The sequence below is a fragment of the Bacillus sp. ZY-1-1 genome, assembly GCF_003047165.1.
GTDB lineage: Bacteria > Bacillota > Bacilli > Bacillales > Bacillaceae > Bacillus > Bacillus velezensis.
In genome coordinates this window covers 2,337,173-2,352,452 of the sequence record NZ_CP027061.1, presented here as the reverse complement: position 1 = coordinate 2,352,452, position 15,280 = coordinate 2,337,173, and the positions used below count along the sequence as shown (strand labels likewise).

The window sequence follows — 15,280 nt, the reverse complement described above, 5'->3', positions numbered from 1 at the left end:
GTCCAATGCTTTCATAAAGGGGAGAAGACTTCATGAAAAACCGAAACATTTTGCTATGCGTAAGCGGAGGAATCGCCGTTTATAAAGCTTCCGCACTCACGAGCAAGCTGGTTCAGGCCGGCGCAAATGTCAAAGTGATTATGACTGAGTCCGCGCGTGAGTTTGTTTCTCCGCTGACATTTCAGGCGCTGAGCCGGAATGAAGTGTATACAGATACATTTAATGAACAAAATCCGAAGGTGATTTCTCATATTGATGTCGCTGACTGGGCGGATTTAATTATTGTCGCGCCCGCTACGGCAAATATCATCGGCAAGCTTGCCAACGGAATTGCTGATGATATGCTCACAACGACGGTGCTGGCGGCTGAGGCCCCGGTCTGGGTGGCGCCTGCGATGAATGTCCATATGTATGATCATCCGGCGGTGAAACGGAACATCTCTGTGCTTTATCAGGACGGGGTCCGCTTTATCGAGCCGAGTGAAGGCTATTTGGCATGCGGATATGTCGGCAAAGGAAGGCTGGAGGAGCCGGAGCTTATTGTTGAGCGTGTCAGAGAGCATTTTAAGGAGCCTGAAGACGATGCGCCGCTGAAAGGAAAACATATTGTCATTACAGCCGGTCCGACGCGCGAAGCCGTGGACCCTGTCCGCTTCTTCACAAATAAATCCACCGGCAAAATGGGCTACGCTGCTGCTGAAGCCGCCGTCCGTCTCGGGGCGCGGGTGACGCTGATTTCAGGCCCGGTGTCAATAGAGCCGCCAGTCGGGCTGTATCAGTTTCTTCCTGTGCAATCGGCAGCTGATATGAGAGAAGCCGTGCTTTCTGTGTTTGATTCATGCGACATGGTGATTAAGACGGCGGCCGTGGCCGATTTTACGCCGGCGGCTGTTTCTGATCACAAAATGAAGAAGAAAGACGGTTCGCTCGTGATCGAATTCAACCGTACAGCAGACATACTGAAAGAACTCGGCGAACGGAAAACACACCAGCTGCTGGTCGGATTTGCGGCTGAAACGCAAGACGTCGAACGCTATGCGCGCAGAAAACTCGAACAGAAAAACCTTGATATGATCGTTGCGAATGATGTGAAAGCGGAAGGGGCCGGGTTTGGCACGGATACGAATGTCGTCACCTTCTATTTCCGGGACGGAAGAAAACGGGAGCTTGCGCTTATGTCTAAACTTGACGTTTCTTTTGAAATGCTGAAGGAAATGACCGCTTTGAAAGCCGAGGACCGAAAACCCGTATGAATGTAGCAGAAGTCATTGTCGATGTCAGCTCCAAAAACATTGACAGACCCTTTGATTACAAAATTCCCGATCATTTAAAAGGGATGATCGAAGTCGGCATGCGGGTGATTGTCCCGTTTGGCCCGCGCAAGCTTCAAGGATTTGTGACCGGTTTGAAAGATTCGTCCGAATTAAACGGCGGCTCAATGAAGGAAGTCGAGAAGCTTCTTGATTTGACGCCAGTTCTGACTGAGGAACTGATGCGGCTGTCTTCATGGCTTTCTAACAAAACGCTGTCGTTTAAAATCACGGCGCTTCAGGCAATGCTGCCCGCCGCACTGAAGGCGAAGTACGAGAAAGAGCTGAAAGTCGTTGACGAAGAAGCGCTGACCCCGGACATCAAACAGCTTTTCAGGAATCAAAAAAGTCTTCTGTACTCGGATATTACCGATGAAAGCATTCTTTCGTCACTTCAGAAATTCGTGCGTAAAGGAAGCATTGATGTCACATATAAAGTCGCCCAAAAAACGAATAAAAAAATGATCCGCATGATCGAAGCGGGGGCAGACAAAGAAGAACTCGCCCGGCACGCAGATTCATTGACAAAGCAGGCTTCTAAACAGCTCGCCGTGCTTACTTATTTTATCGGCGGGGGAGAAAAGATTTCCGCGGCTGAACTTTGCAAAAAGACCGATTCCAGTTCCGCGACGCTGAAAACGCTTCTTAAAAAGGGGCTTCTTACGGAAAGCTTCGAGGAGGTTTACCGCGATCCTTATCAGGACAGAATGTTCAAAAAAACAGAGCCGCTCTCTCTTACAGAAGAGCAGCAGGCCGCTTTTGAGCCGATTAAACAAGCCGTAGCCGACCATGTCCACCACGTCTTTCTGCTTCACGGCGTCACGGGAAGTGGCAAAACGGAAATTTACCTGCAATCCATTGAAAAAGTGCTGGCAAAAGGACAAGAAGCCATCGTGCTCGTTCCGGAAATCTCGTTGACACCGCAAATGGTCAACCGTTTTAAAGGCCGCTTCGGCTCACAGGTTGCGGTCATGCACAGCGGATTATCCACAGGTGAAAAATACGATGAATGGCGGAAGATTCAGCGCAAGGAAGTCCGGCTTGTCGTCGGAGCCAGATCGGCCATCTTTGCCCCGTTTGAAAATCTCGGCATGATCATTATTGATGAAGAGCACGAATCTTCCTATAAGCAGGAGGAAATGCCGCGGTATCATGCAAAGGACGTAGCCATCCGCCGGGCCGAGCATCACAGCTGTCCGGTCGTCCTCGGGAGCGCCACGCCGACATTGGAGTCATTTGCGCGGGCGAAAAAAGGCGTTTATGAGCTGCTTCCATTAAAACATCGCGTAAACCGCCAGCTCATGCCTGACGTTTCTCTCGTTGATATGAGAGAAGAACTGAGAAACGGCAACAGATCAATGTTTTCAAGAGAGCTGATGGAACAGCTGGAAGAGAAGCTTGCAAAAAAAGAGCAGGCCGTCCTTTTTCTGAATAAACGGGGGTATTCCTCGTTTGTGATGTGCCGGGACTGCGGTTATGTGCCGCAATGTCCGCATTGCGACATTTCCATGACTTATCACCGCTACGGACAAAGGCTGAAATGCCATTACTGCGGCCATGAGGAACCTGTCCCGGGAACATGCCCGGAATGCGGAAGCGAACATATCCGCTTTTTCGGCACGGGAACACAGCGTGTGGAGGAGGAGCTTACCAAAGTGCTGCCTCAGGCGCGCGTGATCAGGATGGATGTGGACACCACTTCAAGAAAAGGCGCCCATGAAAAACTGTTGTCAGCGTTCGGTGAAGGGAAGGCGGATATCCTGCTCGGTACGCAGATGATCGCAAAAGGGCTTGATTTTCCGAACGTGACGCTTGTCGGAGTATTAAGCGCCGATACGACGCTTCACATCCCAGATTTCAGGGCCGCGGAGAAGACATTCCAGCTGCTGACACAGGTAAGCGGACGGGCCGGGCGGCATGAAAAGCCGGGAACGGTGGTCATTCAAACGTATACACCGTCTCATTACAGCATTCAGCTGACGAAAACGCACGACTATGAAACTTTTTTTCAGCAGGAAATGGCGCACAGACGGACCCAGTCATACCCGCCGTATTATTACGTGGCGCTGGTGACCGTTTCTCATGAAGAAGCGGCAAAAGCCGCGGTCACCGCAGAAAAGATTACAAACTATTTAAGAGCGGGATGCGGGCCTGATACGAAAATTCTCGGGCCGGCGGCTTCCCCGATTGCCAGGATCAAAGATAGATATCGCTATCAATGCGTGATAAAATACAGACAGGAAAACGAGTTGCAGATTCAGTTGAAAAAGATACTGGAGCACTATAAACGCGACATTGCGCAAAAGCATGTAATGATTTCAATTGATATGAATCCGTACATGCTGATGTAACATTAGTTTTTGGAGGGCAAAATTTTGGCTGTAAAAAAAATCGTCACACACCCGGCGGAGGTTCTGGAAACACCCGCCGATGAAGTGACAGTGTTTGATAAAAAATTAAAAAAACTGCTTGACGATATGTACGATACGATGCTCGAAATGGATGGCGTCGGTCTCGCCGCGCCGCAAATCGGCATTTTAAAAAGAGCGGCCGTCGTGGACATCGGTGAAGAAAGCGGCCGGATCGACCTTGTAAATCCGGTTATTCTTGAAAAGAGCGGTGAACAGACCGGAGTCGAGGGCTGCTTAAGTTTTCCCGGGGTTTTCGGTGATGTCACCCGCCCGGATTACGTAAAGGTAAAAGCCCACGACCGTAAAGGAAAACCGTTTATTTTAGAAGCGGAGGGTTTTTTGGCCAGAGCCGTTCAGCATGAAATGGATCATTTAGACGGCATTTTATTCACATCAAAAATTACGGCTTACTACACTGAAGAAGAACTGGCAGAAATGGAAGGATGATTGGATGACAAGGATCGTTTTTATGGGAACGCCCGACTTTTCAGTTCCCGTCCTGCGCACGCTTATTGAAGACGGATATGAAGTGGTTGGTGTCGTTACGCAGCCTGACCGCCCGAAAGGCAGAAAAAAAATCATGACGCCCCCTCCTGTAAAGGCTGAAGCTGAACGTCACGGCATTCCCGTGCTTCAGCCCGAAAAAGTAAGGCTCGAAGAAGAAATAGAAAAAGTGCTAAGCCTGAAGCCGGACCTGATTGTTACGGCGGCATTCGGACAGATCCTGCCCAAGCAGCTGCTGGACGGTCCGAAATACGGCTGTATCAACGTACACGCGTCCCTATTGCCTGAATTAAGAGGCGGAGCGCCGATACATTATTCGATTCTCCAAGGCAAGAAGAAAACGGGCGTGACGATCATGTATATGGTTGAAAAGCTTGATGCGGGCGATATGATTTCTAAAATCGAAGTGGAAATTCATGAAACGGATAACGTCGGCACGCTGCACGACAAATTAAGCATAGCGGGGGCAAAGCTTTTGTCAGAGACCGTCCCGAACGTCATCTCCGGAAATATTAAACCGATCAAACAGGACGAATCAAAAGCGACTTACGCGCCTAACATTAAGCGTGAGCAGGAGCGGATTGATTGGGCAAAGCCCGGAGAAGAAATCTACAACCAGATCAGAGGTTTAAACCCTTGGCCTGTCGCCTATACAACTTTGAACGGTCAAACTATTAAAGTATGGGCTTCTGAAAAAGTTGCGGCAAAAACTGATGCTGCGCCCGGAACAGTCATCCGCACGGAGCAAAACGGCATTGTCGTCGCATCAGGAAACAGCACCGCCCTTTTAATCACTGAGCTGCAGCCGGCGGGGAAAAAACGGATGAAGGGCGAAGATTTTGTAAGAGGCAAAAATGTGCAGCCCGGTGACGTGTTAGGAGCAGCAAATGAAGAAAATTAATGTCCGGGAGCTCGCCCTTGAAGCGCTTGAGAAGCTTGAGCAAAATCAGGCATACAGCAACCTGCTTCTTACATCGGTTATCAAAACGAACACGCTCAGCGATCAGGACAGAGGACTGCTGACAGAGCTTGTCTACGGAACGCTGCAAAATAAAATCGCCTTAGACTATATGCTGAAGCCTTTTATCCGCAAGCCGAATAAGGTGAAGCCGTGGGTGATTCAGCTGCTTCGTCTGTCCGCGTATCAAATGGAGTATTTAGAAAAAATTCCGGATCGCGCCGCCATCCATGAAGCGGTTGAAATCGCCAAAAAACGCGGGCATAAGGGCATTGCGTCCTTTGTCAACGGCATTCTCCGCTCCCTGCAGCGTGAGGGGGCGCCGTCATTTGCTGAAATTGAAGACCCGGTTCTCCGTCTTTCTACAGAGACAAGCCATCCCGAATGGCTCGTAAAAGAGTGGGTCGAGGCGTACGGCTTTGAGGCGGCTGAAAAAATCTGCCGGATTCATCTCATTCCGCCGAAGCAGACGCTCCGTGTCAATCACATAAAGAGCGACAGGGAAACGGTGCTGAATGAGATGGAGAATGCCGGTCTGGAAGCGGAAGCCGGAGACCTTTCTCCTGATGCGATTAAGCTTTTGAAAGGAAGCATCGCGAACACGGCATTTTTCCAAAACGGCCGGGTATCCATACAGGATGAAAGCTCAATGCTTGTCGCGCGGGCGCTGGACCCGAAGCCGGGCGAAACCGTTTTAGATGCATGCGCCGCACCGGGCGGAAAGTCGGCTCACATTGCGGAACTGATGGAGAACGAGGGGAGCCTCACATCGCTTGATCTTCACCGCCATAAAGTGAAGCTGATTAAAGAGGGCGCAGAACGGCTCGGACTTACGATCATCGACGCGCAAACGATGGATGCGCGAAAAGCGGGAGAGGCCTTTGGCGCAGAACGGTTTGACCGTATTCTCGTTGATGCCCCTTGCTCAGGTTTCGGCGTCATCAGAAGAAAACCCGATATGAAATATACGAAGACGCCGGAGGACAGCAGACGGCTGTCAGAAATCCAGCTCGGCATTTTAAGGGAAATCGCCCCATTAGTAAAAAAAGGTGGCACACTCGTATACAGTACGTGTACAATGGATCGGACAGAAAATGAAGAAGTTATGCATGCGTTTATACAAGAACACCCTGAGTTTGAACCCGATTTGTCTCTTGAAAAGCGGCTGCCTGAAAAGGCGAGACCCTTTGTTCAGGATGGAAGCCTTCAAATTCTTCCGCATTATTTCGGAACAGACGGTTTCTTTATTAGCAGCATGAGAAAGAAGGGATAAAAATGACACAATTAAAAAAGACAAGCGTACGGAAAGAGCTGCGGACTGAGCAGCCGTCCATTTACTCTTTTGAATTAGATGAAATCAAACAATGGCTGACCGAGAATGGCGAAAAGCCGTTCCGCGCAGCACAGATTTTTGAATGGCTCTATGAAAAGCGGGTTTCTTCATTTGATGAAATGACGAACCTCTCAAAAAGCCTGCGTGAAAAACTCGAGAGCAATTTTGTGCTGACAACGCTGAAAACGGCTGTAAAACAGACATCTCAAGACGGCACGATGAAATTTTTATTTGAGCTTCATGACGGTTATACGATTGAAACGGTTTTAATGAGACACGAGTATGGTAATTCTGTATGTGTAACGACACAGGTCGGCTGCCGGATCGGCTGCACATTTTGCGCATCAACGCTCGGCGGTCTGAAACGGAATCTTGAAGCGGGAGAAATCGTCGCTCAAGTCGTGAAAGTGCAAAAGGCGCTTGATGAAACGGATGAACGCGTCAGCTCAGTCGTCATCATGGGAATCGGAGAGCCGTTTGATAATTTCAATGAAATGCTCGCTTTCTTAAAAATCATTAACCACGATAAAGGGCTGAACATCGGAGCGCGTCATATCACAGTTTCCACCAGCGGAATCATTCCGAAGATTTACGATTTCGCCGATCAAAAAATGCAGATCAATTTCGCGATTTCTCTGCATGCTCCGAATACGGAAATCAGAAGCCGTCTGATGCCGATTAACAAAGCCTATAAGCTTCCTGACCTTATGGAGGCCGTCAAATATTACATCGAGAAAACAGGCAGACGGATCAGCTTTGAATACGGGCTGTTCGGCGGCGTAAATGATCAGGTCGAACATGCAGAAGAGCTTGCAGAACTGTTAAAAGACGTGAAATGCCATGTCAATTTAATTCCGGTAAACTATGTGCCTGAACGGGATTACGTCCGCACACCGAGAGATCAGATTTTCGCATTCGAAAAAACGTTAAAATCCCGCGGTGTAAATGTCACGATCAGAAGAGAGCAAGGCCATGACATTGACGCGGCCTGCGGTCAGCTTCGCGCGAAGGAGCGTCAAGACGAGACGAGGTGAAGAGGTTGATTACAGCCTTGAAAACAGATACAGGTAAAGTCCGCCGGCATAATGAAGATGCGGCGGGCATTTTCACAAAAGAAGACGCGGTGCTTGCGGTTGTCGCCGACGGCATGGGCGGTCATCTTGCCGGAGATGTAGCGAGCAGGATGGCGGTTGCGGCGATGGAAGAGCAGTGGAACCGGACCGAAACGGTTCCTTCTCTGCCGTCCGCTTGCGAGGATTGGCTGAAAGACCGGATTCATGAGGCGAATGTCAAAGTGCATGACCACGCTAAAGCCAATGAAGAATGCCGGGGAATGGGCACCACCATTGTCTGCGCCTTATTCACGGGGAAGTTTGTCACTGTGGCTCATATTGGTGACAGCCGGTGCTACCTGCTTCAAGAGGGGGAATTCACTCAGCTGACTGAGGACCATTCGCTTGTGAATGAGCTGGTCAAGACGGGGGAGATTTCGAAAGAGGACGCCGAGCACCATCCGCGGAAAAATGTATTGACGAGAGCGCTGGGGACAGATGAAACCATCAGCCCCGACGCCCGTTCTTTTGAACTGTCTGACGGCGATCAGCTGCTTTTATGCTCTGACGGACTGTCAAATAAAATAGAAGATCACGAGATCAAACAAATGCTTCAAGCCGAATCTGATCCTCAGGAAAAAGTAGACCTTCTCATCAGCAAAGCAAATCAAAACGGCGGCGAAGATAACATCACGGCTGTGTTGATTGAGTTTTCCGCAGATGCAAAAGAGGGTGAAGACAAGTGCTAACCGGCAAGCGGATCAGCGGGCGTTATCATATCCTCCGGCCCATTGGCGGCGGCGGAATGGCAAACGTTTTTTTAGCTGAGGACATCATTCTCGAACGTGAAGTCGCAATTAAAATTCTGCGGTTTGACTTTGTGAATGACATTGATTTTATCAGGCGTTTCAGAAGAGAAGCACAGTCGGCATCAAGCCTCGATCATCCGAATATCGTCAGTATTTACGATATCGGGGAGGAAGGCGATATTTATTACATTGTCATGGAATATGTGGAAGGCATGACATTAAAGGAATACATAAACGCACACGGACCGCTTCATCCGAAAGAAGCGCTGTCCGTTATGGAGCAGATCGTCTCGGCCATCGCCCATGCCCATCAAAACCATATCGTGCACCGGGATATTAAACCGCACAATATATTGATAGATCATTTAGGGCATATCAAGGTGACGGATTTCGGCATCGCCACAGCGCTTACGTCTACGACAATCACACATACGAATTCTGTGCTGGGCTCGGTTCATTATTTGTCTCCGGAGCAGGCGAGAGGCGGTCTGGCAACGAAAAAATCAGATATTTACGCGCTCGGCATCGTGCTGTTTGAGCTTTTAACAGGCAAAATCCCTTTTGACGGAGAATCAGCCGTCAGCATAGCGCTAAAGCACCTGCAAACAGAAACGCCTTCCGCCAGAAAGTGGAACCCTTCCATTCCGCAGAGCGTTGAAAACATTATTTTAAAGGCAACCGCCAAAGACCCGTTTCACCGCTATGAAAGCGCCGAGGACATGGAGGCGGACATCAGAACGGCTTTTGACGCCGGCAGGCTGAATGAACAAAAATTTTCCGTGCAGGATGATGAGGAAATGACAAAAGCCATTCCCGTTATTACTGACGGCCCAAAAGCCGCGTCTCAGGCGGAAACGCCGGGGGAGACGGATGATAAGGAACAGCAGCCAGCCAAAAAGAAAAAACGGAAATGGCCGTGGGTTTTGCTGGCCGTCTGTTTCATTTTTATTATGGCGGCTGTTCTTGCGGTCACCGTGTTCCCGTCTTTATTTATGCCTAAAGATGTAAGCGTCCCCGACGTACGGGGCATGAAGTACGAAAAAGCGGAAGCCCTGCTTGAAAAGAACGGGCTCCGGGCTGATCCTGATATAACGGATATTGAAGATGAAAAAATAGAAGAGGAATTAATGGTCAAAACGGACCCAAAAGCGGGGTCTACCGTTAAAGAAGGCTCTTCTGTAAAACTGTACAAAAGCATCGGAAAACCGAAAACCCAGCTGATCGACGTGAAAGGACGGCAGATCGGCGACGCAAAAAAAGCGCTGAAGGAAAAAGGTTTCAAACATGTCAATGTCAAAGAAGAAAACGATGACAGCGAGGCCGGCACCGTAATTGATCAGGACCCGTCAGCCGGCACCGATATGGTCGCAAGCGACGATGAAGTCAATCTAACGGTCAGCCTCGGCCCGGCGGACGTTACGCTGAGGGACTTAAAGACTTACAGCAAAGAAGCGGCTTCAGGGTATCTTGAAGATAACGGCCTGCAGCTTGTTGAAAAACAAGCCCATTCAGATGACGTGCCGGAAGGACAAGTCATGAAACAAGAGCCGTCAGCCGGCACTGCGGTTAAGCCGGGAAGTAATGTTGAAGTGACGTTCTCGCTCGGACCTGAAGAAAAACCGGCGAAAACGGTAAAAGAAAAAATCAGCATTCCTTACGAACCCGAACATGAAGGGGACGAGCTTGAAGTGCAAATCGCCATCGATGATAAGGACCACAGCATCTCTGATACGTATGACTCATTTAAAATAAAAGAGCCGACCGAAAAAACAATTGAACTGAAGATTGATCAGGGACAGAAGGGGTATTATCAAGTGATGGTCGATCATAAAGTCGTCAGCTACAAAACGATTGAATACCCGAAAGATAATGACTGATAAGGAGGGACCCTATGCCTGAGGGCAAAATTATAAAAGCGTTAAGCGGATTCTATTATGTCTTGGATGAATCACAGGACAAGATCATTCAATGCAGAGGCCGGGGCATTTTCAGAAAAAATAAAATAACGCCCCTGGTCGGCGATTATGCCGTTTATCAGGCTGAAAATGATAAAGAAGGCTACCTGCTGGAAATCAAAGAACGAACAAATGAGCTCATCAGGCCGCCGATTTCAAATGTCGATCAGGCCGTTCTCGTCTTTTCTGCCGTTCAGCCGGCGTTCAGCACGTCTTTATTGGACCGTTTTCTCGTCCTTGTGGAAGCCAACGGCATTCACCCGATCATCTGCATAACCAAAATGGACTTAGCTGCAGACGGGGAATCGAAAGAGGCGATACTTTCTTACGTGAAAGACTATCAAGCGATCGGTTATGACGTATATGTGACGTCATCAAAAGAAAACAGCGGTTTAACAGGCATTGTGAAACACTTCGAGGACAAAACGACGGTGTTTGCCGGTCAGTCCGGAGTCGGAAAATCTTCGCTTTTAAATGCGATCAGCCCGGAGCTTGAGCTGAAAACAAACGAGATTTCCGCGCATTTGGGACGCGGAAAACATACGACGCGCCATGTGGAGCTCATTCATACATCAGGCGGTCTGGTTGCGGATACTCCGGGGTTCAGTTCGCTTGAATTTACCGGCATTGAGGAAGAAGAGCTGGGCAGCACGTTCCCTGAGATCAGAGAAATAAGCGCCTCCTGCAAATTCAGAGGCTGTCTGCATCTTAAGGAGCCGAAATGCGCGGTAAAGCAAGCGGTGGAAGAAGGAGAGATTCAGCCGTACCGCTACGAGCATTACAAAGAATTTATGCAGGAAATAAAAGAGAGAAAGCCGAGGTATTAATATGATTAAGGTTGCGCCATCAATTCTTTCCGCCGATTTTGCTTCACTGGGCGAGGAAATTAAAGACGTGGAAAAAGGAGGGGCGGACTATATCCATATTGATGTCATGGATGGCCATTTCGTCCCTAACATTACAATCGGGCCGCTTATCGTTGAAGCCGTCCGTCCGGTGACTGATCTGCCGCTGGATGTCCATCTTATGATTGAAAACCCGGACCGCTACATCCCGGCATTCGCAAAAGCCGGTGCGGACATCCTTTCCGTTCACGCTGAAGCGTGTCCGCATCTTCACCGGACCATTCAATTGATAAAAGAGCAGGGGGTAAAAGCGGGAGTTGTGCTTAATCCGCATACGCCCGTCCAAATGATTGAACATGTGATCGAGGAGCTTGACCTTGTGCTGTTAATGACGGTTAACCCCGGTTTTGGCGGACAGCGCTTCATTCATTCGGTTCTGCCGAAAATCCGTCAGGTCAAACAGCTGGCTGAGGAGAAAGGCCTGTCTGAGCTTTTAATCGAGGTGGACGGAGGCGTTAATAAAGAAACAGCCCCTTTATGCGCTGAAGCGGGCGCCAATCTGCTTGTTGCCGGGTCTGCCGTATATAATCAGCCGGATCGGAAAAAAGCCATCGCTGACATCCGAAACGCATCATAAACATGCTGAAAAAGAGCCCGGTGAAAGCCGCCGGCTCTTTTCGCGTCTAAGAGAGAGGATAGCATATGAAGACAATCAATATCGTTGCGGGCGGCCCGCGGGAGCTTATTCCCGATCTATCCGAATACACAGACGGAGATACGACGTGGGTCGGAGTTGATAAAGGGACGGTTGCTCTTTTGGAGGCCGGAATCATTCCGCAGGAAGCTTTCGGTGATTTTGACAGCATTACGGAAGAGGAGCTCATGCAGATTCAAAAAGCGGCGCCGGCCCTCCATGTGTATCAGGCGGAAAAAGATTATACCGATCTTGAACTCGCCCTTGACTGGGCTTTACAAAAAGAACCGGAAAATATTCGGGTATTCGGTGTGACGGGCGGAAGAGCCGATCACTTTTTAGGGAACATCCAGCTGCTGTATAAAGCCTTACATAAGCATACCGATGTCAAGCTGATCGACCGGCAGAATGACATTCAGATGTTCGGGCCCGGCCGTTATACAATTGAAGAAAAAGCGCGCAGACGCTATATTTCTTTCATTCCGTTTACGGAAGCGGCAGACGGCCTGACACTCGACGGTTTTAAATATCCCCTTGATAATTGTCATATTCCTCTGGGTTCCACACTATGTATTAGTAACGAACTCATTCATTCACGAGGTACTTTTTCGTTTGCAAAAGGCATATTAATAATGGTAAGGAGCGCGGATTAGAAAAGCGGCTTCTGCCATATGCGGAAAAAACCATGAATCCTAAAGTGATGAACGCAGCGGATACGGGACTTATAGGAGGGGACAAAATGAAATTTTATACCATTAAATTGCCGAAGTTTTTAGGAGGAATTGTCCGGGCGATGCTGGGCTCATTTAGAAAAGAGTAAGCCCAAGAAGCTGAAATCGCCCTCTTTGAACGCATAAAAAACGCCTGCCGCATAAAAGGGCAGGCGTTCATTTTTGCTTATACACGCTCAACTTTACCGGATTTTAAAGCCCGGGCAGATACATACACTTTTTTAGGTTTGCCGTCAACGAGGATGCGGACCTTTTGAAGGTTGGCGCCCCAAGTACGCTTAGAAGCGTTCATTGCGTGAGAACGGTTGTTTCCGGCTTTTGTTTTTTTACCTGTAATAAAACATTTACGTGCCATTTGTTTCCCTCCTAACTGCGCGAAACATCTTTTTAAACATAGTGTCTCAGATGCTTTCGTTATACAATACTTTAAATAATTTACCACAGCTAAAAACCGTTTGCAACTATTGTTTCCCTTACTTTCAAGAAAAATCACTTGACATGTAAAACCAATCACATTTCCGCGCTGAAGGCCGCTGTCTGTATCTTTTCTTTTCATAATGGGATACATATAGTAGAATAATGATAACTCTATGCACCTGAAGGAGGAACCTGTGTGTCCATTGAAATGAAGACAAAATACGGACAGATTGATATATCCAACGAAGTCATCGCAATGGTTGCCGGAGGCGCTGCCATTGACTGTTACGGAATAGTGGGGATGGCCTCAAAAAACCAGATTAAAGACGGTTTGTCTGAAATCCTCCGGAGAGAGAACTTCGCAAAAGGCGTACATGTCCGTCAGGAAGCCGAACAAATACATATCGACATGTACATTATTGTCAGCTACGGCACTAAAATATCCGAAGTAGCCCACAATGTTCAGACGAAGGTAAAATACACAGTAAATCAAACAATCGGACTTGCAGTTGATTCTGTAAATATTTATGTCCAAGGCGTACGAGTAACGAACCCGTAGTGAGGAGGATGAGTATTGTCTAGACGAAACTTAGATGGGAGAGCTTTTGCGGCAATGATTCTGGCGGGGGCTGAGACATTGTCTCAAAACGCATCCGCGGTGGATGCGCTGAACGTGTTTCCCGTGCCTGACGGCGATACCGGAACAAATATGAATTTATCGATGTCATCCGGTGCAAGAGAGGTAGAGCACATTGACTCACCCGACATCGGCAAAGTCGGCATCGCCCTGTCAAAAGGCCTGCTTATGGGAGCGAGAGGAAACTCAGGGGTGATCTTGTCCCAATTGTTCAGAGGTTTCACAAAGAGCATTGAAAACAAAAACCAAATTGACGCCCAAGAGTTTGCCGCAGCACTCCAAGCGGGAGTGGATATGGCATATAAGGCGGTTATGAAACCGGTCGAAGGAACGATTTTAACCGTGGCCAAGGATGCGGCTAAAAAAGCGGTCGCCTCGGCCAAAGAAGAAACCGATATTATTTCGGTCATGGAGGCCGTTATTGAAGAAGCGGAAGCGTCGCTCAACCGCACGCCGGATCTGCTTCCTGTTTTAAAGGACGTCGGTGTCGTTGACAGCGGCGGAAAAGGTCTGCTTTGTGTATATGAAGGCTTTTTGGCTGCTTTAAAAGGAGAGGCCGTACCGAAAAAAGCGGTTCTTCCGGCACTCGATGATATGGTGAATGCCGAGCATCATAAAAGCGCGCAGAGCATGCTGAGTACAGAAGACATTGAATTCGGATTTTGTACGGAAGTGATGGTGAGGCTGGATCAAGATAAACGGACGTTCAAGGAAGAGACGTTCAGAAACGAACTGAGCCGTTTCGGCGATTCATTGCTGGTCGTGGCTGATGATACGCTGGCGAAAGTTCATATTCATGCCGAAGAACCAGGAAACGTACTTAATCTCGCACAGCGTTACGGCGATCTGATTAAAATTAAAATTGAAAACATGAGGGAACAGCATACTTCAATCATCAGCCAAGAACATGATGAAAAAAAGCCGGCAGGCGTTATGAAAGAAGCCCGCAAGCCTTTTGGCATCGTGACTGTGGCAATGGGAGAGGGCATTTCTGAATTGTTTACGAGCATCGGCGCTTCACACGTAATCGAAGGCGGCCAGACAATGAATCCGAGTACGGAAGATATTGTTGAAGCCGTTCAGTCTGTCAATGCGGAGACGGTTTTCATTCTTCCGAACAATTCCAATATTGTGATGGCTGCCAATCAGGCGGCGAGCGTAGCTGAAGAAAATGTCATTGTCATTCCGGCAAAAACGGTCCCTCAAGGCATGACCGCCCTGCTTGCGTTTAACCCTGACCAGCCGGCTGATGTAAATGAAGCCAATATGCTTGAGGCCATCCGGAATGTAAAAAGCGGACAGGTGACATATTCAGTCAGAGACACCCATATTGACGGCAAAGATATTAAAAAAGGTGATTTTATCGGCATTTTAAACAGTTCAATTATCGGCAGCGCCGAAGATCGGATAAGTGCGGCGAAATTGCTGCTGGATGAAATGATCGGGGAAGAAGATGAAATCGTCACCATCCTGTACGGAGAGGACGCGCCGGAAGAAGAAGCTGAGAAACTCGCTGAGTATATTGCTAGTGTCTGTGAAGATATCGAGGTTGAAATCCATAACGGCAGACAGCCTCTGTATCCATATATATTTGCGGCAGAATAGAAGGGCTTATCAGGCCCTT

15 protein-coding genes are annotated in these 15,280 nt (G+C 48.5%); 14 read left to right on the top strand and 1 reads right to left on the bottom strand.

The window, feature by feature from the left end:
• The first annotated feature begins 32 nt into the window (after positions 1-32).
• From coaBC to spoVM, 12 genes are all read left to right on the top strand, one after another.
• A complete protein-coding gene (coaBC, locus tag C5I45_RS11660; protein WP_025851318.1) occupies positions 33-1,253 on the top strand; it encodes a bifunctional phosphopantothenoylcysteine decarboxylase/phosphopantothenate--cysteine ligase CoaBC in 1,221 nt (406 codons plus the stop codon).
• Positions 1,250-3,661, top strand: a complete 2,412-nt coding sequence (priA, locus tag C5I45_RS11655) for a primosomal protein N' (protein ID WP_107994396.1) — start codon at positions 1,250-1,252, stop codon at positions 3,659-3,661. Before coaBC ends, priA begins: the two co-directional genes overlap by 4 nt.
• Positions 3,662-3,685: 24 nt before the next feature.
• Positions 3,686-4,168: a peptide deformylase gene (gene def, locus C5I45_RS11650; RefSeq protein ID WP_003154343.1), complete on the top strand. Its 483-nt coding sequence runs from the start codon at positions 3,686-3,688 to the stop codon at positions 4,166-4,168.
• 4 nt (positions 4,169-4,172) lie between these two features.
• Positions 4,173-5,126, top strand: a complete 954-nt coding sequence (fmt, locus tag C5I45_RS11645) for a methionyl-tRNA formyltransferase (protein ID WP_032856784.1) — start codon at positions 4,173-4,175, stop codon at positions 5,124-5,126.
• A complete protein-coding gene (gene rsmB / locus C5I45_RS11640) occupies positions 5,113-6,456 on the top strand; it encodes a 16S rRNA (cytosine(967)-C(5))-methyltransferase RsmB (RefSeq protein WP_003154341.1) in 1,344 nt (447 codons plus the stop codon). The genes fmt and rsmB overlap by 14 nt, the downstream gene beginning before the upstream one ends.
• Before the next feature lie 2 nt (positions 6,457-6,458).
• On the top strand, positions 6,459-7,550 hold the full coding sequence (gene rlmN / locus C5I45_RS11635) for a dual-specificity RNA methyltransferase RlmN (protein ID WP_003154339.1): 1,092 nt from the start codon (positions 6,459-6,461) through the stop codon (positions 7,548-7,550).
• Between the two features lie 5 nt (positions 7,551-7,555).
• Positions 7,556-8,317, top strand: a complete 762-nt coding sequence (locus tag C5I45_RS11630) for a Stp1/IreP family PP2C-type Ser/Thr phosphatase (RefSeq protein WP_015388247.1) — start codon at positions 7,556-7,558, stop codon at positions 8,315-8,317.
• Entirely contained in the window at positions 8,311-10,254 is a 1,944-nt protein-coding gene (gene pknB, locus C5I45_RS11625; protein WP_025851308.1) for a Stk1 family PASTA domain-containing Ser/Thr kinase, read from the top strand. Before C5I45_RS11630 ends, pknB begins: the two co-directional genes overlap by 7 nt.
• 14 nt (positions 10,255-10,268) lie before the next feature.
• Positions 10,269-11,159: a ribosome small subunit-dependent GTPase A gene (rsgA, locus tag C5I45_RS11620; protein ID WP_003154333.1), complete on the top strand. Its 891-nt coding sequence runs from the start codon at positions 10,269-10,271 to the stop codon at positions 11,157-11,159.
• 1 nt (position 11,160) lies between these two features.
• Positions 11,161-11,814 carry a ribulose-phosphate 3-epimerase gene (gene rpe, locus C5I45_RS11615; protein WP_003154331.1) on the top strand — a complete coding sequence of 218 codons (654 nt, stop codon included), beginning with the start codon at positions 11,161-11,163 and terminating at the stop codon, positions 11,812-11,814.
• Between the two features lie 65 nt (positions 11,815-11,879).
• Complete coding sequence (locus C5I45_RS11610; protein ID WP_003154330.1) at positions 11,880-12,524, top strand: thiamine diphosphokinase; 645 nt, start codon at positions 11,880-11,882, stop codon at positions 12,522-12,524.
• A gap of 86 nt (positions 12,525-12,610) precedes the next feature.
• Entirely contained in the window at positions 12,611-12,691 is an 81-nt protein-coding gene (gene spoVM / locus C5I45_RS11605) for a stage V sporulation protein SpoVM (RefSeq protein WP_003154329.1), read from the top strand.
• Positions 12,692-12,768: 77 nt separating this feature from the next.
• Here the strand turns inward: spoVM and rpmB are convergent, their stop codons facing one another.
• The gene (gene rpmB, locus C5I45_RS11600) at positions 12,769-12,957 is read right to left on the bottom strand and encodes a 50S ribosomal protein L28 (protein WP_003154328.1); all 189 of its coding nucleotides are present in this window, start codon (positions 12,955-12,957) and stop codon (positions 12,769-12,771) included.
• Between the two features lie 258 nt (positions 12,958-13,215).
• Here rpmB and C5I45_RS11595 point away from each other — a divergent pair, with 258 nt between their 5' ends.
• Both C5I45_RS11595 and C5I45_RS11590 read left to right on the top strand, forming a co-directional pair.
• The gene (locus tag C5I45_RS11595; RefSeq protein WP_003154327.1) at positions 13,216-13,578 is read left to right on the top strand and encodes an Asp23/Gls24 family envelope stress response protein; all 363 of its coding nucleotides are present in this window, start codon (positions 13,216-13,218) and stop codon (positions 13,576-13,578) included.
• 15 nt (positions 13,579-13,593) lie between these two features.
• Positions 13,594-15,261 (top strand): DAK2 domain-containing protein, encoded by a 1,668-nt coding sequence (locus tag C5I45_RS11590; protein WP_022553356.1) that lies wholly within the window; start codon positions 13,594-13,596, stop codon positions 15,259-15,261.
• Positions 15,262-15,280 lie beyond the last annotated feature (19 nt).

Excerpts from the sequence above, each read along its gene's own strand:
- fmt (WP_032856784.1), top strand. The coding sequence starts at position 4,173 with ATGACAAGGATCGTTTTTATGGGAACGCCCGACTTTTCAGTTCCCGTC.
- spoVM (WP_003154329.1), top strand. The coding sequence starts at position 12,611 with ATGAAATTTTATACCATTAAATTGCCGAAGTTTTTAGGAGGAATTGTC.
- rlmN (WP_003154339.1), top strand. The coding sequence starts at position 6,459 with ATGACACAATTAAAAAAGACAAGCGTACGGAAAGAGCTGCGGACTGAG.
- coaBC (WP_025851318.1), top strand. The coding sequence starts at position 33 with ATGAAAAACCGAAACATTTTGCTATGCGTAAGCGGAGGAATCGCCGTT.
- rsgA (WP_003154333.1), top strand. The coding sequence starts at position 10,269 with ATGCCTGAGGGCAAAATTATAAAAGCGTTAAGCGGATTCTATTATGTC.
- rpe (WP_003154331.1), top strand. The coding sequence starts at position 11,161 with ATGATTAAGGTTGCGCCATCAATTCTTTCCGCCGATTTTGCTTCACTG.
- rsmB (WP_003154341.1), top strand. The coding sequence starts at position 5,113 with ATGAAGAAAATTAATGTCCGGGAGCTCGCCCTTGAAGCGCTTGAGAAG.
- rpmB (WP_003154328.1), bottom strand. The coding sequence starts at position 12,957 with ATGGCACGTAAATGTTTTATTACAGGTAAAAAAACAAAAGCCGGAAAC.
- priA (WP_107994396.1), top strand. The coding sequence starts at position 1,250 with ATGAATGTAGCAGAAGTCATTGTCGATGTCAGCTCCAAAAACATTGAC.
- C5I45_RS11610 (WP_003154330.1), top strand. The coding sequence starts at position 11,880 with ATGAAGACAATCAATATCGTTGCGGGCGGCCCGCGGGAGCTTATTCCC.